Origin of the sequence: Myxococcus xanthus (genome assembly GCF_013116825.1) — a bacterium.
Taxonomy (GTDB): Bacteria; Myxococcota; Myxococcia; order Myxococcales; family Myxococcaceae; genus Myxococcus; species Myxococcus xanthus_B.
In genome coordinates, this window is sequence record NZ_JABFNS010000066.1 from 1 (window position 1) to 19,168 (window position 19,168).

Consider the following 19,168-nt stretch of genomic DNA (forward strand, 5'->3'; position numbering starts at 1 on the left):
GAGACAGGCCCACCCCAACCCCCGAGCCAGACGTCGAAGCACGGCTCGCCCTGGCCGAGCACCTGCTCGCCTGTGACGAGCCACGTCTGTGCGCGCAGCACGTGGTGGCGTGGCTCACCCGCGAGCGGCCGTCGGACGTCGCGGCCTGCCTCGCGCGCGACAGCGGCACGGAAAGGTGGGTCTGCCTCGCGGCCCAGAACCTCTCCGAGGCCCAGCGTGACGCCCTGGCGTTCCAGCCCGGTGAGGCCTCCCATCCCCTGGCGGAGGCGCTGACGCAGGGTGCGCCTCGCTTCTTCGCCGCCCCCTGCGCCCCACTTCCAGCCGTGGGGTGCATCGCGGTGCCCCTGAGCCGTCCTGGAGCGCCCGCCGCGGGCCTGCTGCTGCTGTCCGCGGACGGCCCCACGCTGACGCCGGACGCAGCCTGGGTGAGCGCGCACGTCGGCCCCCGGCTGGCCGCCATGCTGCCCACGGAGGGCCGCGAAGTCGCGGGCGGAGCGCTGCTCCGTCGCATCATCGACACCGTGGCGGACCCCGTGCTGCTGACGGACCTGGAGGGACGGCCCCACATCGCCAACACCCGCGCGGAGGTGCTGCTGGTGGCCGGTCCGGATGCGAGCGAAGGCCGCCGCCGGGCGACGGAGCTCAACCGGCAGGTGTTCTCCTCCGCGCTGGCCAGCTTCGCCAGCGGTGACACGTCCACCGTGCGCCGCCGGGAAGTCCCGCTGGTGGACCCGGTGGAGGGAATCGACCTGCTCTTCGAGGTCCTCAGCACCCCCGTTCTCGGGCCGGATGGCCGCGAGTCGCTGGTGAGCGTGCTGCGCAACGTGACGGACCTGGGCCGCGCCACCCAGGCGCTGGGTGAGAGCTACCGGCGCCTGCGCGACACGGAGCGGGAGGCCCGCAGCGAGCGTCACCGACTGGACCGGGTGCTGGACTCCGTGCCGGACCCCCTCATCCTGTCCGACCCGGCGGGCGGCATGGTGATGATGAACGGCCCGGCGGAGAAGCTCTTCGCCACGCACCCCGACAGCGGGGAGGCGGCGCTGCGGCGGCTGCGCTCCAACAACGCGAGCTTCTCGTCGTTCCTCGCCAACCTGCTGGACGCGGAAGGCCGGCCCCGCTGGCGCGGACAGCTCGGGCTGGTGGACCCGGCCACGGGCGCCACGCTCCCCATGGAGGCCGTGGCCAGCAAGGTCCTGGGTGACTCCGGTGAGCTGACGGGCATCGTCACCCTCTTCCACGACCGCAGCGAGGCGCTGGAGAAGGCGCGGCTGTTGGAGCGGGTGAAGGAAGGTTCCGTCCACCTGGAGGCGCGCGTGCAGGCCGCCACCGCGGAGCTGGCCGAACAGAACGAGATGCTGCGCCGGCAGGCCATCCAGGTGGAGCAGGCCAGCGCGGCCAAGTCCCAGTTCCTGGCCAACATGTCCCACGAGTTCCGCACGCCGCTCAACGCCATCCTCGGCTACACGAACATGCTGCTGCAGGGCGTGTCCGGCGAACTGAACCCGGCGCAGAAGCGGAACCTCACGCGCATCGACTCCAACGGCAGACACCTGCTGGAGGTCATCAACGAGATTCTGGACATCACCCGCATCGAAGCGGGCCGCATGCCCTTGAACCTGTCGGACTTCGGCATCCCGGAGCTGCTCCAGGAGGTGATGGCGGAGATGGACCCCATCATCGCGCGCAGCAAGCTGACGGTGAGCGCCCACCTCGGCCCGCGCGTGCCGGCGGTGTACAGTGACCGGCAGAAGGTGAAACAAATCGTCCTCAACCTCCTGTCGAATGCGTTGAAGTTCACGCACGAAGGCTCAGTGCAGGTGCAGGCGGAGTACGTGGCTGCTACGTCCACGCTCACCATCTCCGTGACGGATACGGGCATTGGCATCGACCCAGCGAACCAGGAAAAAATCTTCGAGGACTTCCAGCAGGTGGACAGCTCTCCGACCCGAGCCTATGGAGGCACGGGTCTGGGGCTCTCCATCTGCCGTCGCCTGGCTGCCATGCTGGGGGGCCGCGTCACCCTCCAGAGCACCCAGGGCGAGGGTTCGACATTCACCCTGCACTTTCCCCGACGCGCGAGGCGCGCATGATGAACCCATCTGAGACCCCGAAGCCCCTCGTGCTGGTCGTTGACGACTATCAAGATGCCCGGGAGATGTACGCCGAGTACCTGGAGTTCTCGGGCTTCCGCGTCGCCGAGGCGAAGAACGGCCAGGAGGCGCTGGACAAGGCCTTCGAGCTGCGGCCCGACATCATCCTCATGGACCTGTCGCTGCCCATCATGGACGGCTGGGAGGCGACACGGCGGCTGAAGGGCGACGACCGCACACGCGCCATCCCCGTGGTGGCGCTTACCGGCCATGCGATGACGGGGCAGTCCGACGAAGCCAAGGGCGCGGGCTGCGACTCCTTCGTCACCAAGCCCTGCCTGCCGGACGCGCTGGTGGATGAAGTCCGCCGCGTGCTCGCCACCCACGGAGGCGCATCGGCGAGGTGAAGCGCACCATGTCCCGGACGACACGGCCCCGGAAGGGGGCAGCTCGTGGCGACAGCCGCACGGCCCAGGCCGCCCGGCCTTCGCCCCCCACGGCGGAGACGGTGACGCCCGACGGGCCCCGGTATCTCTACGGAATCGTCCGTGCCACCGCCCCCCTGGACGTCGGGCTCATCGGATTGGGCGCTGTTCCCGCGCAGGTGTACGCGGTGAGCGAGGCGGGCCTCACGGCCCTGGTGTCCGTGGCGCCTGGCCGCGTGGTGGACCCGACGCGAGCGCACCTGCTCGGGCACCAGCGCGTCACCGAAACCCTGCTCCGTGAGCACACCGTGCTCCCCGTGGCCTTCGGCACCGTCATGGCGTCCGAGGCCCAGGTACGCGCGGTGCTGCGCACGGCCCAGGGCGAACTGTCCAGCGCGCTGGACGCGCTGGAGGGCAAGGTGGAGCTGGGCCTGAAGGTGCTCTGGCACCGCGAGCACCTCGCCCAGCGGTTGGTGCTGGAAGACGCCCAGCTTCACCGGCGCGATGATGAGCCGGAGGCCGAGCACGAGCGCCGCTTGGAGGCCGCCGTGGAGGACCGCGCCGGGCGTGACATGCGAGCGCTGCTGGAGGGCCTGCGCCCCCGCGCCGCCGCCATGCGCGAGCATCCCCCCGTGGGTGAGCGGATGCTGCTCAACGCGGCCTTCCTCGTCGAGCGGGCCCGGCAGGAGTCCTTCGAGGAGAAGGTCCGCTCCCTGGCCGCGCGCGCGGACACGTACTCGTTCCGCTTCACCGGTCCCTGGGCGCCGTACAGCTTCGTGGACTTGCACCTGGGGCTGCGTGACGAGGACGCCTCACTTCCCTGACGCGGAGGTCACGGGCGCCGTCACCCGCGCCGCCTCTTCCGCCAGCGCGTCCATCCCAGCGTGGAGCCGGGCCCAGCCCGTGGTGTGCTCGGTCCGGGCGTAGAAGCCCCCCTCGGCCTTCACCACCATGACGTGGCCAACGGCCCGGCCCGCGCGCAGGTAGTCCACGCGGAAGGACTCCTGCGGCTCGCCCCCGGGCAGCGGCTCGTCGCGGCCGAGCAGGTCCACCGGCATCATCCGCCACACGCGGTCATGCCAGTTGCGCGCGAAGTCGTCCGGCCGCTCCGGCGCGTCCTCCGGCGCCAGGACCACCGGGCCGGGCGCCTTGCCCGTGGCCCGGAAGGCACGGGTGGCGCCACCCGCGCGGATGGTCACCGCGTCGAAGTCTCCCAGGTCGAAGGTGTGCAGCCGGCGGTCCACCAGACGGCTGTTCGCGTTCTCCAGGTCCGGCAGCATCGCCGGGCCCAGCAGGTACACGCGGCCGTCCTCCTCGCTGCGCAGGTACGGCGTCCCCCAGCCTCCCGGAGGCGACGCCAGGGCGAACACACGCGCCTTGCCGGCCACTGTCAGCGTCAGCTTGCGCGGAGACGTGGCCAGGCCGACCTCCTCCAGCTTCTTCGCGTCCAGCTCACCCAGCGCCCGCATGGCGCGCATGGGCGCGAAGCGGGAGAACAACTTGTCCGCCACCTCGTTGGCGCGCAGCTCGCGCGGCGGTGGCGGTTCCTCGCGCGCGGTCACGGGCGGCTGTCCCGCGGCGGCGCCGGTGCCCGCGTCCGTGCCCACCGCCGCGGTGGCCACGCCCGCGTCGGTGGCGCCGGCATTCGCACCGCCGGAGGCCGCCCCGGAGGCTTTGTAGCCCAGCCGTACCCAGAGCCGGTCACGCTCACTGGCATCCCGGAACACGTCCACGAAGCGGGAGTCATCCTCGTAGCGAATGCTGTCCAGCGCGCGCGCCGGGACATCCACCACCGTGACTTCACCCGGGCCCGCGGAGGGCTCTCGCTGCCACACGACGAACGCCGCGATCAACGCGGCCGCCGCCAGGGCCCCTTGGAGGGCCAGGTCCCGAACCTTCATCGCTCACCTCCCGCCACCGCGGGGCGCGGCGCGCGTCGTCCCCGCCGGCGCGTCGTCACGAAGCCCACCGCCAGCACCAGGGCCGGCCCCAGGAACACCGTCGCGTAGAACCAGAGGACGTCCTGCTCCCGCGTGTGCTGGATGGGCGTGTCTTCCTCCGAGGACACGGCGCCGGAGATGGACTCCTCACCGGTGAGCCACCGCAGCGTGTCCACCGCCAGGTACGCGTTGCCCATGTTGCCCATCAACAAGTCACTCACCGCGTCCGCGTCCGCCATCACCACGGCGCGCATCGCCTCCTGGCCGGCCGGCGCGGGCTTCTCCACCGCGATGACCAGGGGCCAGGGCCGCCGCATCTCGCCCGCGTCCAACGCGAAGTTGCCATTGGCGTCCGCGAAGGTGGCGCCGTGCGCGCGCACCGACACGTCCTGCGCAAGGCCCCCTGGCAACGGCTGAATCTGCTCCAGGGCACCCGCGCTCAGGAAGACGGCCGGCGCCTGTCCCGCCAACGACGACAGCGACGTGACGGACGGGTGCGAGGAGAACGTCGCCGTGCCCAGGTTGCCGCGGTCGCTCTGCTGCCGCGACGTGCGGAAGTACACCTGGTCATTGGCCAGCGGCGTCTTGAGGTACTTCAGGCCCAGGGGCTCCAGCAGCGGCTGGAAGTCCGGTCCCTCTGGCTCCAGCGCCAGCCACAGCCGGCCACCGCGCGCGGAGTACTCGCGCAGGGAATTCAACTCCTCGGAGAGGAACGCCTGCGTCGGGCCCGCCACCACCACCACGGAGGCGTCACGCGGCACCTCGGTGCCCAGTCCCTCGGAGACCCCGAGCGGCCGCACGTCCACGTTCTGTGCGCGCAGCAACTCCTTCAGCTTCTCCACGGACGGGCGGGTCGTCTCGCCCGGCACCGCTCGCGACTCGGCGCGCTCACCGTGGCCGGACGTGAAGTAGACGACCCGGCGAGGCCGGGCCACCGTTAGCAGGCGGCGCTGGACCTCCTGGTCCAACCGCTGGAGTTGGCCGCGCGCCCGCTCGACTTCCAGGCCCACCGTGAGCGGCTCCTTCCGGTCGCCGCGCGCCAGGACGATGGTGCCGTTGTTGTGGACGCCCAGCGACCTCGCCCGAGCCGGCTCCACCGCCTGGTCCAGCCGCACCACGTTGAGCAGGCCCGGACTCTCCACCGACAGGTCGCGGAAGTACTGCCCCACCGCTTCGCCCACCTCGTTCGCGGGCGGGAAGAAGAGCGTCACCTGGAGCGGTTCATTTAGCCCGCGAATGACCTTGCGCGTGCCGTCGCCGGGCTTCGCCGTGCGGAAGTAGGACAGGTCCCACGTCACGTCGGCCTGGGTGGCGACGAACATGGACGCGAAGGCGAAGACGAGCACGAAGGCCAGCCCCAGCCCGGAGTACAGCGCGCTGCGGACACGGCCCGTCTCCAGCACGGGTGCGCGCGTCATCGCCGCGGCGGCGACCTCCACCATCGCCAGCGGCAGCAAGCAGCACGCGAGCAACGCCGGGAAGAGCGCCGCCAGCGACACCGTCAGCCGAGGCGCCTTCTGGGACAAGGGACCGCCGAAGAGCCCGGTGCCCACGTCCGACTGGACGAAGTAGAGCCCCAGGGCCACAAGACCCACGCCGTACAGGCCCGACACCCACGCCTCGACGGCGCGCCGGTCCGCGCTGGCCGACCGCATGCGCGCGAAGCGCCAGCCCAACGCGCCCGCCGCCACCGCCACGCCCAGGCCCGACAGGACGGTGCGGCCCGTGCCGATGCCGAAGAGCCGCTCACCGAGGAAGACCGCCAGCAGGCCCGACACGAAGGCCAGCGTCACGGGGAGCCCCCCGCTCGAAGGACGCGCGCTCATCGCCACCTCCGCGCCTCGAGCACCCGCGTGGCCGCGAACAGCGCCACGTAGGTGACCACGAGGTAGTAGACGACGTCACGCACGTGGATGAGCCCCGCCTGGAACGGCGGGAAGTGCTGATTCCACAGCGACATCGCGCTGAAGACATCCGCCAGTGGCTGCTCGGTGATGCGCGCCAGGAGCCAGCACAGGATGAGGGCCACCAGCATCACCGCGGACGTAATCGCCGCGAGCAACTGGTTGCGCGCCAGCGAGGAGCCGAAGGTCCCCACCGCCAGCGACGCGCTGCCCAGCAGCAGCAGACCGAGGTACCCCGCCGCCACGTGACCGAAGGACACCTTGCCGTTCACCATCACCAGCAGCGGCATGTAGACGGTGCACAGGAGGTACAGCGCGAGGAAGGCCAGTCCCGCGAGGAACTTGCCCACGACGATGTCGCGGTCGCGCAGCGGTGACGAGTACAGCAGCGACAGCGTGCCCGTCTGACGCTCCTCGGCCAGCAGGCGCATCGAGATGAATACCGAGGCGACGACGGTGAAGCCGCTCGAGTAATAGAAGAACTGCGACAGGACCTCGGCGGAGCGCTTGCTGGCGCCGCCCAGGGCATACGCGTTGAAGAACAAGCCGTTCAACGCGAGGATGACCGCGATGATGACGTAGCCGCTGAGCGTGCGCAGATAGGCGGACAGCTCGCGGCGGGCGATGAGCAGCGCTTTCACGCGCGCACCTCCTGGCCGTGTGTCAGCCGCAGGAAGATGGATTCGAGCTGACCGGCGCCCTGGTCCAGCCTCAACAACTCCAGACCCGCGCCCACCACCGCCTGCGCCACCTGGGGCCGCCGGTCGGGCGAGGCTCGCACCGTCAGCGCCACCAGGCCGTCCGATGCGCGGTCCACCACCACCACGCCAAAGCGCTGGAGCACCTCCACCGCGCGCGCCTTGTCGCCACGCACCTCCAGCTCGATGGCGCCCTGGCCGCCCATCTTCGCCGCCAGCTCCTCCTCCGTGCCCTGCGCCACCAACATCCCCTTGTGGATGATGAGCAGCCGGTCACACGTCTGGGAGATTTCCGGGAGGATGTGGCTGGAGACGAGCACCGTGTGCGCGCCCTTCAACCCGCGGATGACGTCGCGCATCTCGACAATCTGCCGGGGGTCGAGCCCGCTGGTGGGCTCGTCGAGGATGAGCAGGGCGGGCTTGTGCACCAGTGCCTGGGCCACGCCTACGCGCTGGCGGTAGCCGTGACTGAGCGTGGAGATGAGCTCGCCGTGGACGTCACGCAGGCCCGTCTTCTCCTCGGCCTCGCCCACGCGGCTGGCGGTGTCCCGGGACGTGACGCCGCGAAGCTGCGCGACGTAGGTCAGGTATTCGCCCACCGTCATCTCGTCGTAGAGCGGAGGCACGTCCGGCAGGTAGCCGATGCGCTGACGGACCTCGTGGGCATTGCTCACCACGTCATGGCCGTCGATGACGACACGCCCCGAGGTCGGCAGCAGCACGCACCCCAGGACCTTCAGCGTCGTCGATTTTCCAGCGCCATTGAGGCCCAGGAAGCCAATGACTTCCCCCTGGCTGATGGTGAAGGCCAGGTCCCGGATCGCCGCGTGCTCACCGTAGTATTTGGTCAGCCCTTCGACCTGAATCATCAGGAGTCCTCTCCCCTTCGAATGCGTCGTTTCTTCTGGCGCAGCGGAGGGGATTGTCAAGCGCCGGACTCGCTAAGAATGGCGGTATTCAGGGCCTTTCGTCGTGCGCCCCAGCGTGAAGCGCAGCGCGCTTTCCAGGTCGGGAAGGAGGAAGGCGAACCCCAGCCGCTGGGCTGCCTGAGGCACGATTCGCGCGCCATCCAGCAGCGCCTCTTGCCCCATCTGTCCGAAGAGGGTCCGCACGACGGGCGCGGGGACCGGGAAGACGGCCGGCCGCCGCAGCACCTTGCCCAGCGTCCGGGCGAAGTCCGCCTGCCGCACCGCCCCCGGCGCCACGGCGTTGATGGCTCCGCGCGCGGCGTCAGTGAAGACAGAGAAGTGGATGAGCCCGATCACGTCCTCCAGCGACACCCAGCTCATCCACTGCTGCCCGGAGCCGATGGGCCCGCCTCCTCCCGCGAGGAACGCTGGCAGCATCTTCGCCAGGGCGCCCTCGCGCGCATCCAGGACGGGGCCGATGCGCAGGTGCACCACGCGGATGCCCGCGGCCTCGGCGGGCGCGGCGGCGGCTTCCCACTCGCGTGATACCTGGGAGAGAAAGCCCTTTCCGTCCGTGCTGCTCTCCTCGGTGAGGACTTCGTCGCCCCGGTCCCCGTAGATGCTGCTGCCGCCCGCGGAGACGAGCACCTTCGGCTTGCGCTTCATCCGCGCCAGGGCTTCGGCCAGGGTGCGAGTGCCCTGGGTGCGACTCTTCAGGATGGCGTCCTTGTACTCGGGGGTCCAACGCTGGCCGGCCACGTTGACGCCCGCGAGGTGCACCACGGCGTCCACACCTTCGAGTGCGTCGGTGTCCACCTCGCCCTTGTCAGGCGCCCAGGCGACCTCGTTCCGCGAGGAGTCCGCCTTGCCGCGCACCATGCGCTTCACCGTGTGGCCGCCCGTGGTGAGAAAAGGCACCAGCGACGAGCCCACCAGCCCCGAGGCTCCAGTGACGGCGATGGTGAGCGGCCCCTGCCCCGCGAAGGCAGCGTGGCGCTTCAGGTCCTCGAGTGTGACGCGGTGGCGGTAGGCGAACAGCCGCTCCAGGGTGCGCCGGGCGAAGCCTCCGCCGAAGAGGCCGCCCAGGGGGCCCACGGGGAGGACGTACTCCACTTCGTCCTCCAGGATGGAGGTGCCCGTGGCGGGCTCGGGCCACATCCGGTGGGTGTGGACCCACTTCGCGAAGGGGCCGGACATCTGTGTGTCCTGGAACATGGCATCTTCGACGTAGGCGGTGTGCTCGGCCACCAGGCGTTGGGGGATGGGGCCCACGCGCATGCGGACGACGACGCGGGCGCCGGTGCGGATGCCATCGCCGGTGCGCTCCAGGACCTCCATCCGCTCCCAGGGGGGCGTCAAGCGTTCGAGCGCCCCTTCCCGGGCATGCCAGGCGAAGAGGTCCTTGGCCGAGACGGGCATCCGAGTTCGAGCATCGAAGACGTGCGACTTGCCCATGTTCCCTCCTGGGGCGACAGTGCGGCGGCGCATGATTGCTCCAGAGTCCCTTGAACGCGCGGTGGAATTGCTACGGCACGGCGGTGTCGTCGCCCTGCCGACGGAAACCGTCTACGGTCTGTCCGCCAACGCGGAGGACGAGCTGGCCGTGCGCCGCGTCTTCGCCATCAAGGGCCGCCCCGCCACCCACCCGCTCATCGTCCACATCCCAGGCGTCGAGCACCTGAACACGTGGGCACGTGAGGTCCCGGAGGCCGCACGGAAGCTGGCCGAAGCCTTCTGGCCCGGGCCGTTGACGCTGGTGCTGCCGCGCACGGCGCGGGCCACGGATGCCGTCACGGGTGGGCAGGACACGGTGGCGCTGCGCGTGCCGAATCACCCGGTGGCGCTCGCGGTGCTCCAGAAGCTGGGTGGAGGGCTGGCCGCGCCGAGCGCGAACCGGTTCGGGAAGGTGAGCCCCACCACGGCGGAGCACGTGCGGGAGGACCTGGGCGGAGACGTGGACCTCATCCTGGATGGTGGCCCGTGCACGGTGGGGGTGGAGTCAACCATCGTGGACTTGAGCTCGGATGAGCCCGCGATTCTGCGGCCGGGAGGACTGGCTGCGGAGGACGTGGAGCGGGTGCTGGGGCGCAAGGTGCCGGTGAGGACTTCGTCCAAGGTGCGCGTGTCAGGCTCGCTGGAGTCACACTACGCGCCGCGTGCCGGCGTGGTGCTGACCGAGCCCGGACAGGCCGTGATGCGCGTCCAGGAGCTGCGTGAACAGGGATTGCGCGTGGGTGTCCTCGGACCGGCGAGCCTTGCGTTGCCACCCGACGTGCCGCGCTTCGATGTGCCGGATGAGCCCGCGGGTGCCGCGCGCGTGCTGTACGCCCGGCTGCGTGAGGCGGATGCACAGGGGCACGACGTGCTGGTGGCGTGCCTCCCGGCTGAGAGCGGCCTGGGCATCGCTGTCCGCGACAGGCTGTCGCGTGCCGCCGCTCCGCGCGGGTAGCGATTACGTGGCAGTGCCTACATCCAGTATCCACTCCTTCTCCAACTCCTTGAGCCGCGTCGCGTCGCCTGCCTCCATGCCGCCGAACTGCTGCCGCCACCGGTAGAGCGTCTGCTCGGCGACGCCGTGCTTCCGGGCCACCTCCACTACGATGGCCCCAGGCACCTCCGCCTCCCGCAGGACGCGGACCATCTGCACCTCGGTAAACCCGCTCTTCCTCACGACCGACCTACCTCCTGGCCGCGAGGACTCGCTCACGCTTCAACTGGTCCGAAAATCGGGGGGCGGACCAGGCGCTCCGCCCCCGCGTCGAGGCTGCATTTGCCGGACGGTTACCGTGCTCGTAGATTTCCGCCGATGAGCCTTCCCGACCACACGCTGTTCCGAACGCCTGGTGCGCCAGACGAGCAGGGAGCGGGCACGATATTCTTCGAGCATCATGCCAACGGCGCGCTGAAAGTGAGAGGGGCGGCAACGGTGGCGGCGCTCGAGGCCGCCATCGCGTCGGAGCTGCTTGACGGCGTCACGGATCTCACGATCGAGGCGAAGTGCGCGTTGCCCGCCTTGCCGGCGAACGCCGACCGGCTCTCGGCGCTCACGCGCGTGTGTATCGCGTCGTCCGCCTTCGTCGACTGGTCGAGCCTCTATCGGCTCAAGCGCGTCGAGCGCCTGATCGTGGACAAGGACGTGAGCGCGCTCGGCGACGGCATCGCCGCGATGCGTGGACTGCGCAGGTTCGAGTCGGACCGCGCGAAGAAACTGGTCGGGCTGCCGAACGACTTCGCGTCGCTCGCGCTCGAGCGCGCGAACGTGGCGGCGCCGCTGGTGGACGCGCTCGTCACGGCGACGGAGGCGATGCCTTCATTCCTGATCGCGTCGCGGGCCGAGCTCGGCGTGGAGCTAGCGGACGACGCGCTCACGGTCGGCGCGCGGAGCAAGCTCGGCGCGCGCTGGACGGGCACGAGCCAAGCGGACGTGCTGCGACACCTCCGCGACTCAGGGCGGCTCGCCGCGATCACGCGGGTGTTCCTCGACGCGGGCAGCGAACTCTCGGCGTGGCCGACCGACGTGCCTCTGCCGAGCGTGCGCTACCTGCGCGTGAAGTCCCCCGAGCTTCGCGAGTGGTCGAGCGTGCTCGCGCTCGAGGCGATTGAGGTGCTCTCGCTCGAGGGCTCTGCGGGCGGTGTGCTCGACGGCCTGTCGCGGCTGCCTCGTCTCCGCGAGTTCCACGTACGTTCGAAGGGGCTCGACGCGCTGCCCGCCGATCTGCCGGAGGCGCCGAGCCTCGAGGAGGTCGTGGTGCCGGCGCCGCTGCGTGCGGGGCTCGCGCCTTTCGAGGAGGCCCGTCGAGCGCGACGGGTCACGCGCGCGCTCGCGCGCTTCGAGGCCTGGCTCGCCGAGCACGTGCCCCACTACCTCGCGGGCCTCGCGCCCGGTCGCACCGACTTCGTCGACGCGGAGGTCACGCTCGGTCGTCCGCTTCCCCGCGAGCTGCGCGCGCTCTACGCTTGGCGCGACGGCGATCGGCGCGACGACGGACGCTTCGTTTTCTGGCGATCGTTCGCGTCGCTCACTGACGCGCTCGCGCGCGGGGCGGAGCTCGGCGCGATGGCGCGCGCGGGCGAGTGGAAGGAGGGTGGCGTGCAGCCGCCGGCGGTGTGGGCCGAGCGGTGGTTCCCGGTGCTCCGCTGGGACAACGGCTGGCATCTCGTGGTGGACCTCTCGGGGAGCTGGCGTGGTCCGGCGGGACAAGTGATCGACGTCTGGATGAAGGACAACGACCGAGTGGTCCGCGCGCCGGATCTGGCGACCTACCTCGAGGCGATGGTGGACGCGCTCGCGCACGGTGTGACCACCGACGGCGACGTCGCGCTGCGCGTGCAACCCACGTCCGCGCGCGGCTACCCGATCCGAAAGACGGTCCGAGACACGCCCTGAGCGTTCGACTCGGGCCAGTCGACGCGCGCTCCGTGCGGGAAATAGCTCGAACGGTTGCACGTCGTTTCGGCGAGCGTTCGCTTGGCCGATGATCATTCGGCGACGTAGCGAACAATGCCTCTCTCCCGCCCAGCCCTTCGCGGTCGATTTCACGCGCTCGAAGTCGATCGCTGGGGTCTCACCCCGTCGGCCACCCGCAACTCGTCTCGCAGTGACACCAGCGCGTGCCATTTGACGGCCGCTGGCCGTGACTGGCTAGTGGAGGGGCCTCGTCAGCCGCCAGTCGCCGCAGAAGCTGGCAGCTGGAGTCAGCCACCCGCACGCTAGTGAACTCTTCCAGCAATGCTCCCAACTCAAGGCACATACCACATCAGGGGCAATGCTCTGCCCTTGCATGGACCACAGGGGAATCACGTCTTTGTGCCGAACAGCAATCTTCCTGGCAATGTCATCCACCTCGTCCCCGAGGTTCGCACCTCGATTCGTGCTTGGGTTCTGGTAGCAGCACGCACAACCCAACAGTCTGAATCAGTGCCTCGTCCGGGGCCCCTCCTCTTCCCCAGGAGGAGCCAGCCGCTGGGACAACAGCCCCAGCAACTCCTGGGTCGACAGCCGTCCCGCCGCGTCCTTCCCTTCCAGCACCCCCGCCACCAGCGCGCGCTTGTGCTCGTGCAGCGACAGCATCTGCTCCTCGATGGTCCCCCGCGTCACCAGGCGGTACACCGTCACCGGCCGGTCCTGCCCAATCCGGTGCGCGCGGTCGGAGGCCTGGTCCTCCACGGCGGGGTTCCACCACGGGTCCAGGTGAATCACCGTGGTCGCCGCCGTGAGATTCAGCCCGAAGCCACCGGCCTTGAGCGAAATCAGGAACAGCGGCACGTCTCCCTCCTGGAACGCGCGCACCCGCTCCGCACGAGCCCCCGCGGGCGTCTGCCCATCCAGGTACTCGTAATCAATCCCCTCCGCGTCCAGCACCTCGCGCACCAGCGCCAGGTGGGAGGTGAACTGGCTGAACACGAGCGCGCGATGCCCCTCCGCGCGGAGCTCCCGCACCAGCTCCATGAACCGCTCCAGCTTGGCCGACTCCAGCTTCGACCCGGCGTCATATAGCCGCGGATGTGACGCCAGGAGCCGCAGCCGTGTGAGCGCCGCCAGAATCTCGATGCGCCGCTCCTGCTCCTTCATCTTCGGCTTGCGCGTCTCCAAATCAGAGAGCGCCGCCAGCCGAGCGTCCTCGTAGAGCGCCCACTCCTCCGACGAGAGGACAATGGGCACCCGGATGTCCGTCCGAGGAGGAAGCTGCGCCTCCACCTGCGCCTTCGTCCGGCGCAGCAGGAAGGGCTGGAGCACCCGGGCCAGCGCGGGCGCGGCCGTCGGGTCCACGCCCCGCTCAATCGGCGCGGCGAAGCGCGAACGGAACGCCTCCCAGCTCCCGAGCAGCCCCGAGAAGACGACGGCGAAGAGACTCCACAGCTCGCCCAGGTGGTTCTCCAGCGGCGTGCCCGACAGCGCGAACTTGAAGTCCCCCTGGAGCGCCCGCGCAGCCCGGAAGCGGTGCGTCGTCGCGTTCTTCAACGTCTGCGCTTCATCGAAGATGATGGTGGAGAAGCGCAGCTTCGACAGCCGCTCGATGTCCCGCGTGAGCAGGCCATAGCTCAACACCAGCACGTCCTTGGGCCCCAGTTGCTCCAACGTCCGGCCCCGGTCCGTAGCATCCGAGAACAGCGTCATCCGCAGCGACGGCGCGAAGCGCTTCGCCTCGTCCATCCAGTTGAAGGCCACCGACGTCGGCGCCAGCACCAGCGCGGGCCCCAGCTTGCTCCGGTCCAGGAGCACCGTCAGCGCCTGCACCGTCTTGCCCAAGCCCATGTCGTCCGCGAGCACCCCACCCGCGCCCCATGAAGCCAGCCGCGTCAGCCAGCGGAAGCCCTCCAACTGGTAATCGCGCAGCGCCGTCTTCAGTCCCGAGGGAACCCGCGGCTTCAGCTCCTTCGCCGCGAAGATGCGCTCCACCAGGGACTGCCACGTCTTGTCCGCCTCCACCTCGGCGCCCGCGTCCTCGAGCGCCGTGAGCGTCTCCACCGAGGAGGGCCCCACCTCCAGGCCATGGCGCGTGGCATGCGCATGGTCCGCCAGCCGCTCCAGGTGCTCCCGCAGCGCGCCTTCAATCTCCACGTAGGACGTCGAGTCCACCTGGACGAAACGTTCCTTCCGCCGCGCCGCATCGAGCAGCCGCGCCAACTCCACTCGCTCGCCTTCCACGGAGAGCCCACCCAGCACGCCAAACCAGTCCCGCTTCCGCTCCAGGATGACCTTCAGCGCCGAAGGCGCGGCGGCATGGAACAGCCGCACCGGCGCCCCCACCCACTCCAGCTCCGGCTTCGGCTCCAGCTCCACACAGGCCGCGAGCACCGCGAGGCCCCCCTGCGCGCTGGTGAAGCGGAAGGTGAAGGGCAGCTCCTCGGGCTCCGCCGTGTCGAGCGGCAACCGGGCCTGAAGCAACTCCGCCGCGTCGCGCTCCTGAACGAAGTCACGCACCGCGTGCACGGCCCCCGTCCCTCTCCGGACGTGGACGTCGCGTGCCCCCTCGCCCGGAATGAACGTGGGACTGTCCGGCAACGGGCGCGTGCGCAGCTCCACACGGACCGCCCCGCTCGCATGCGCCTCCATGCGCACCACGGGGGCGTAGCGCAGCGGCACCGACTCCCCCAAGACGCTCCGAGGCAGCGCCACCGGCACGCGCAGGGAGAGCTTCGACAACTGGTCCAGCAACGCGACGTGGCTCTCCGGCGGAAACGCATTGCCGTGGCGGTTCAGCGCCGTCAGCAGCGCGCGGACCTCGGGGCCCGCGTCCAGCACCGTGAGTACCCGCTGGCTTTCATCCCAGACGTAGAGCCCCTCATCCGGCTGAGACTTGCGCACCCGCTCCAGCATCGCCGTGGGCAGCATCGCGCCATCCACCCCCGCGCTCACGATGACCACGCCGTCCCGGTCCTCGGCGACGAGCCCGACCTTCGCGCGCTCGATGCGCACCAGCAGGTCCGGGTTCTCATCCAGGTGGATGCGGGGATGCCCCACCAGTTCGAAGAGCAGCGCGCGCGACGCGGGGGCCTCCGACTCCGGCAGCAACGCCGCCAGGCGCGCGTCCGCCGCCGACAATTGCGAGCCATGGTCCTGCAGCAGCTTGCGCCGGCTCACCTTCGCGCCCGTGCTGCGCTGGCCCTTCTTGTTGCGCTTGTGCACGTAGGCCGCGAGCTCCACGCCGTACCCGTTGATGACGTCCAGCCGCCAGGAGACCTCGCCACCTCCAGGTCCACCGGGACTGTCGTCAACGGCCCGCTCCAGCGCCCGCAGCGAGCGCTCCCAACCGGGACGGACCAGCTCCTCGAGCTCCTCTCCAAAGGACTCGGACCAGGGCTGGCGCAACCACAGCAGCGCCGTGTCAATGGCCGCCAGCAGGTGGACGCAGAACGTCGCGCCACAGGAGCAGTCCCCCGTCACCTCGGTGGGAGCGAAAATCAGCCGGGCCTCGGGAAGGATGAAGCCCGCATGCGCCCCCACAGGCAGCTCGGAGATGCGCGTCTCGCGGAGACGGAAGCCTGGGAGCGGCGCGTCATACTGCATCAGGTCCGGCACCAGCGCGTGCAGGGGCCGGGGAGCGACGGACTCGGGAACGCGCGCACGCAGCGCCAGCAGCAGGCCATGGACGCGGTGCGTGCGGGACTCGGCGGGCGGAGCGAGCCGCTCCTCGAGCGAAGCCCGCGACGACTCCGCCCCCAGCCGCTCCGCCTCCACGAAGCGCCAGGCGAGCGTGGGCAGCAGCTCCTTCATCCGGGGAGACGGCATCGCCTCTGTCATCCAACGCGACAGCGAGTCCGTGCTCAGCAGCTCCACGAGCCTGCGGCGGGCGAGCACGGGACGCGCCTGGGGCAGCCAGGCCGCGTCCACCAGCGGCATCAGCACCGCCAGGCTCAGCCGCGACAAGTGCTCGAGCCCCTGCGCCCGTAGCCACGCCAGCGCGTCACGGGTCGTATCGAACAAGGGAGTCACGGGCTTCTCGGGCGGCTCGGACATGCACCCGCTTCTTCGCAAAGCACGCACGAAACGCAAGCAGACCCGTGACGCGAGGACGCAAGACGGCGGGTCGCCCAGCACGGCGCCGCCACGCGGAGCCCGCCCAGACTTCGCCGGACGCGTCAAGACGCAGGTCGACGTGTATCTCGCCCAGTCGGCCTCGAAGCGGCCGGGTGACGTACTTGAATGACCTCGCCTGCTTCGATATCCCGCGAGGGCTGCCAAGGAGCGTCCCCGCGTGAAGCAAAGCGTGTTTGGTCTGGTCGTCGCCCTTTCACTGACCGCCTGCAAGGAAGAGCCCCGTGGGAAGATGGAGCCCATTCCCCGCCCGCCGGGGATGAAGGACGCTCCGCCTCCCGCGGAGGCCGCCCCCGCGGCTGCCGCGGAGCCGCCCGTGGACCCCTCGAAGGTGGTCCTCCGGTGGAAGATTGCCCAGGGCGCCCCCACGTCGTACCGGCTCGACATCGAGCGCAGCGGCGGCGCGCCCGCCAGCACCGAGGAAGCCGCGCCCCCCAAGAGCGCCAAGGGCAAGGAGAAGCCCGCCCCCGTCGCCGCGGCCACCGCGGCCCTGCCCGGGCCCGTCACCTACTTCATGGAGCGGACCGACTCGGGTGACTACCGCCTCCGCGTCGTCCCCGTGGGCGGCAACGTCGACGCGGACACGGCCACGCTGAGCGAGCGCGGCTTCGTGCTCGACGGCCTGCAGGGCGCCACCCGCAACACCGCCACCCTGGTGCTGGAGCTGCCGAGAGATCCGGTGGGCACCGGTGACGCGTGGTCGCTCGGCACCGAGCTGATCCTCATGGAGGCGCTGGGGCCCCAGTTCCAGGCTGGCCAGCCCGAGCGGAGCAACCGCGTGAAGCTCGCCAGCCTGACGCCCGCCGACGGGGGCGAGCAGGTGGCCACGCTGGAGTACAACATCTCCGAGAAGCTGGCCGGCAAGGTCCGCGGGAAGGAGGAGCCCCCCACCTCGCCCGCGCGCGCCGAAGAGGAAGACGCGGAGGCGGACGAATCGGGCCGCCCCCGGCCCCGGGCCACGCCCGAAACCAGCGCCAGCGCCGAGGTGAGCATCACCGGCCGCGGCGAGTTCCTGGTGAAGGCCGGGCGGTGGCGCTCCTGGGAGGGCACCGTCACCTCGGTGACGAAGGGCGCCTTTCCCACCGCCGCGCTCCAGGTGCCCACGGGCGCGCTGAAGCTGCGCCTCACCGCGGTGGAATCGGCTCCCGCGCCGGCGCCGACGGCCCAACCACAGCAGTAGGCGGCCCGTCCGACTCGCGCACCATGCGCACCACGGCGTCCACCCAGGCCGGGTGGGCGTTGAGGGAGGGGACCAGCGTCAGCGACTCCCCTCCCGCCTCCAGGAACTGCTCTCGCGCGCGGAGGCCAATCTCCTCCAGCGTCTCCAGGCAGTCCGCCACGAAGGCCGGGCACATCACCGCCAGGCGCTTCACGCCCTTCTTCGCCAGCTCCGGCAACACCACGTCCGTGTACGGCTTCACCCACGGCGTGCGGCCCAGCCGCGACTGGAAGGACACGCTCCACCCATCCGCCGGCAGGCCCAACCGCTGGGCCAGCCCCCGCGCCGTCGCGTAGCTCTGCGCGCGGTAGCAGTGACGGTTGGCGTCCGTCATGGCGTCGCAGCACGAGGCGGTGGACAGGCAGTGCGTCCCCGTGGGGTCGCTCTTGCGCATGTGCCGCTCCGGCAGGCCATGGAAGCTGAAGAGCACGTAGTCGGCGCGCGCGTCGTCAATCACCGGCCGCGCCACGGCGGTGAAGGCATCCAGGAAGCCTGGGTGCTCGAAGAAGGCGGGCACCGCGCGCACGAAGGGCACATCCCACGACTGGGCCAGCACCTCATAGGTGCGCGCCAGCGAGGACGCGGTGGAGGACGCCGCCTCCTGCGGGTACAGCGGCAGCACGGTGAACTCCGACACGCCGCGCGCCTTGAGCGCCGCGATGCCGTCCGGGATGGAGGGCGAGCCATACCGCATGGCCAGCGCCACCTCGTATTCCCCCGCCAGCCGCTCGGAGACCTGGGCCGCCAGGGCCTGGCTGTACACGAGCAGCGGCGAGCCCTCCTTCATCCAGATTTGGCGGTACGCCTCCGCGCTCTTCGCCGGACGCATCGGCAGGATGATGAAGTTGAGCAGCGCCCAGCGGCCCAGCGGGTGGATGTCGATGACGCGCGGGTCATTGAGGAACTCGCGCAGGTAGCGGCGCACGGGCCCCGTCTGCGGGGCATCCGGCGTCCCCAGGTTGACGAGCAGCAGCCCTCGCTTCGAAGTGGGCGTTGGCATCAGTGCAGGGAGTTGGGAAGGGTGAGCGCGAACTCGGCGATGCGCGCCTCGAAGTGCGTGCCGTCCGGCCGCACCATGTCATAGGTGCCGCGCATGGTGCCGAAGGGCGTGCGCAGCATGGCCCAGCTCGTGTACTCGAACCGCTCTCCGGGCCCCAGGTGGGGCTGGCGGCCCACCACGCCCTCGCCCCTCACCTCTTCCACCTTGCCCGTGGCATCGGTGATGACCCAATGGCGCGCGTTGAGCTGCGCCGGCGCGTCGCCCTCGTTGGCAATCTCCACCGTGTACATGAAGGCGAACTGCCCGGACTCCGGAGCACTGCGCTCCGGCCAGTAGGCGGGCTTCACGGTGATGCGGATGCCGTCGGTGATGGCGCTGGAGGACATGCCCCCAGATTTGGCGGTAACGGCGGCCACTTGCAAGGAAAACGCCGGGTTGGAAG

The 19,168-nt window shown here is 70.5% G+C and carries 14 protein-coding genes and 1 pseudogene; 6 read left to right on the forward strand and 9 right to left on the reverse strand.

Features of this window, described 5'->3' with window-relative positions; all coding sequences use genetic code 11:
- The 3 genes from HNV26_RS20000 to HNV26_RS20010 form a co-directional block, all read left to right on the forward strand.
- Nucleotides 1–2,093, forward strand: a 2,093-nt coding sequence (locus HNV26_RS20000; protein ID WP_253816825.1) for a PAS domain-containing sensor histidine kinase, incomplete at its 5' end; no start/stop codon positions are given.
- Nucleotides 2,090–2,500 carry a response regulator gene (locus tag HNV26_RS20005; protein ID WP_011551663.1) on the forward strand — a complete coding sequence of 137 codons (411 nt, stop codon included), beginning with the start codon at nt 2,090–2,092 and terminating at the stop codon, nt 2,498–2,500. The genes HNV26_RS20000 and HNV26_RS20005, both read left to right, overlap by 4 nt.
- A gap of 8 nt (nt 2,501–2,508) precedes the next feature.
- Nucleotides 2,509–3,342 carry a GvpL/GvpF family gas vesicle protein gene (locus tag HNV26_RS20010; RefSeq protein ID WP_171441868.1) on the forward strand — a complete coding sequence of 278 codons (834 nt, stop codon included), beginning with the start codon at nt 2,509–2,511 and terminating at the stop codon, nt 3,340–3,342.
- On the opposite strand, the gene HNV26_RS20015 is transcribed toward HNV26_RS20010, so the two are convergent.
- The 5 genes from HNV26_RS20015 to HNV26_RS20035 all read right to left on the reverse strand — a co-directional run bounded on the left by HNV26_RS20015 (nt 3,331) and on the right by HNV26_RS20035 (nt 9,423).
- Nucleotides 3,331–4,419: a hypothetical protein gene (locus HNV26_RS20015; RefSeq protein ID WP_171441867.1), complete on the reverse strand. Its 1,089-nt coding sequence runs from the start codon at nt 4,417–4,419 to the stop codon at nt 3,331–3,333. The genes HNV26_RS20010 and HNV26_RS20015 overlap by 12 nt on opposite strands.
- Complete coding sequence (locus HNV26_RS20020; RefSeq protein WP_171441866.1) at nt 4,416–6,284, reverse strand: motility-associated ABC transporter substrate-binding family protein; 1,869 nt, start codon at nt 6,282–6,284, stop codon at nt 4,416–4,418. The genes HNV26_RS20015 and HNV26_RS20020 overlap by 4 nt, the downstream gene beginning before the upstream one ends.
- A complete protein-coding gene (locus HNV26_RS20025) occupies nt 6,281–7,003 on the reverse strand; it encodes an ABC transporter permease (protein ID WP_171441865.1) in 723 nt (240 codons plus the stop codon). Before HNV26_RS20025 ends, HNV26_RS20020 begins: the two co-directional genes overlap by 4 nt.
- Complete coding sequence (locus HNV26_RS20030; protein WP_171441864.1) at nt 7,000–7,929, reverse strand: ABC transporter ATP-binding protein; 930 nt, start codon at nt 7,927–7,929, stop codon at nt 7,000–7,002. The genes HNV26_RS20025 and HNV26_RS20030 overlap by 4 nt, the downstream gene beginning before the upstream one ends.
- A 72-nt stretch (nt 7,930–8,001) precedes the next feature.
- Nucleotides 8,002–9,423, reverse strand: a complete 1,422-nt coding sequence (locus HNV26_RS20035) for a TIGR01777 family oxidoreductase (RefSeq protein ID WP_171441863.1) — start codon at nt 9,421–9,423, stop codon at nt 8,002–8,004.
- A 31-nt stretch (nt 9,424–9,454) separates the two neighbouring features.
- Here HNV26_RS20035 and HNV26_RS20040 point away from each other — a divergent pair, with 31 nt between their 5' ends.
- Nucleotides 9,455–10,417, forward strand: a complete 963-nt coding sequence (locus HNV26_RS20040; protein WP_171441862.1) for an L-threonylcarbamoyladenylate synthase — start codon at nt 9,455–9,457, stop codon at nt 10,415–10,417.
- 33 nt (nt 10,418–10,450) lie between these two features.
- Here the strand turns inward: HNV26_RS20040 and HNV26_RS20045 are convergent.
- Nucleotides 10,451–10,639: pseudogene (locus tag HNV26_RS20045) on the reverse strand (transposase); the annotation flags it as partial.
- Nucleotides 10,640–10,774: 135 nt separating this feature from the next.
- Here HNV26_RS20045 and HNV26_RS20050 point away from each other — a divergent pair.
- Entirely contained in the window at nt 10,775–12,355 is a 1,581-nt protein-coding gene (locus HNV26_RS20050; RefSeq protein ID WP_171441861.1) for an SMI1/KNR4 family protein, read from the forward strand.
- Nucleotides 12,356–12,883: 528 nt separating this feature from the next.
- On the opposite strand, the gene HNV26_RS20055 is transcribed toward HNV26_RS20050, so the two are convergent.
- Entirely contained in the window at nt 12,884–16,429 is a 3,546-nt protein-coding gene (locus HNV26_RS20055) for a DEAD/DEAH box helicase (RefSeq protein WP_216612532.1), read from the reverse strand.
- 238 nt (nt 16,430–16,667) lie between these two features.
- Between HNV26_RS20055 and HNV26_RS20060 the strand changes: the two genes are divergently transcribed.
- Nucleotides 16,668–17,687, forward strand: a complete 1,020-nt coding sequence (locus tag HNV26_RS20060) for a hypothetical protein (RefSeq protein ID WP_171441860.1) — start codon at nt 16,668–16,670, stop codon at nt 17,685–17,687.
- Here the strand turns inward: HNV26_RS20060 and hemH are convergent.
- A complete protein-coding gene (gene hemH / locus HNV26_RS20065) occupies nt 17,632–18,726 on the reverse strand; it encodes a ferrochelatase (RefSeq protein WP_171441859.1) in 1,095 nt (364 codons plus the stop codon). The two genes, HNV26_RS20060 and hemH, sit on opposite strands and share 56 nt — an antisense overlap.
- Nucleotides 18,726–19,112: a Co2+/Mg2+ efflux facilitator ApaG/CorD gene (gene apaG, locus HNV26_RS20070; protein ID WP_171441858.1), complete on the reverse strand. Its 387-nt coding sequence runs from the start codon at nt 19,110–19,112 to the stop codon at nt 18,726–18,728. Before apaG ends, hemH begins: the two co-directional genes overlap by 1 nt.
- Nucleotides 19,113–19,168: the final 56 nt, after the last annotated feature.

Excerpts from the sequence above, each read along its gene's own strand:
- HNV26_RS20035 (WP_171441863.1), bottom strand. The coding sequence starts at position 9,423 with ATGGGCAAGTCGCACGTCTTCGATGCTCGAACTCGGATGCCCGTCTCG.
- HNV26_RS20015 (WP_171441867.1), bottom strand. The coding sequence starts at position 4,419 with ATGAAGGTTCGGGACCTGGCCCTCCAAGGGGCCCTGGCGGCGGCCGCG.
- apaG (WP_171441858.1), bottom strand. The coding sequence starts at position 19,112 with ATGTCCTCCAGCGCCATCACCGACGGCATCCGCATCACCGTGAAGCCC.
- HNV26_RS20010 (WP_171441868.1), top strand. The coding sequence starts at position 2,509 with ATGTCCCGGACGACACGGCCCCGGAAGGGGGCAGCTCGTGGCGACAGC.
- HNV26_RS20020 (WP_171441866.1), bottom strand. The coding sequence starts at position 6,284 with ATGAGCGCGCGTCCTTCGAGCGGGGGGCTCCCCGTGACGCTGGCCTTC.
- HNV26_RS20040 (WP_171441862.1), top strand. The coding sequence starts at position 9,455 with ATGATTGCTCCAGAGTCCCTTGAACGCGCGGTGGAATTGCTACGGCAC.
- HNV26_RS20030 (WP_171441864.1), bottom strand. The coding sequence starts at position 7,929 with ATGATTCAGGTCGAAGGGCTGACCAAATACTACGGTGAGCACGCGGCG.
- HNV26_RS20050 (WP_171441861.1), top strand. The coding sequence starts at position 10,775 with ATGAGCCTTCCCGACCACACGCTGTTCCGAACGCCTGGTGCGCCAGAC.
- HNV26_RS20055 (WP_216612532.1), bottom strand. The coding sequence starts at position 16,429 with ATGTCCGAGCCGCCCGAGAAGCCCGTGACTCCCTTGTTCGATACGACC.
- hemH (WP_171441859.1), bottom strand. The coding sequence starts at position 18,726 with ATGCCAACGCCCACTTCGAAGCGAGGGCTGCTGCTCGTCAACCTGGGG.
- HNV26_RS20005 (WP_011551663.1), top strand. The coding sequence starts at position 2,090 with ATGATGAACCCATCTGAGACCCCGAAGCCCCTCGTGCTGGTCGTTGAC.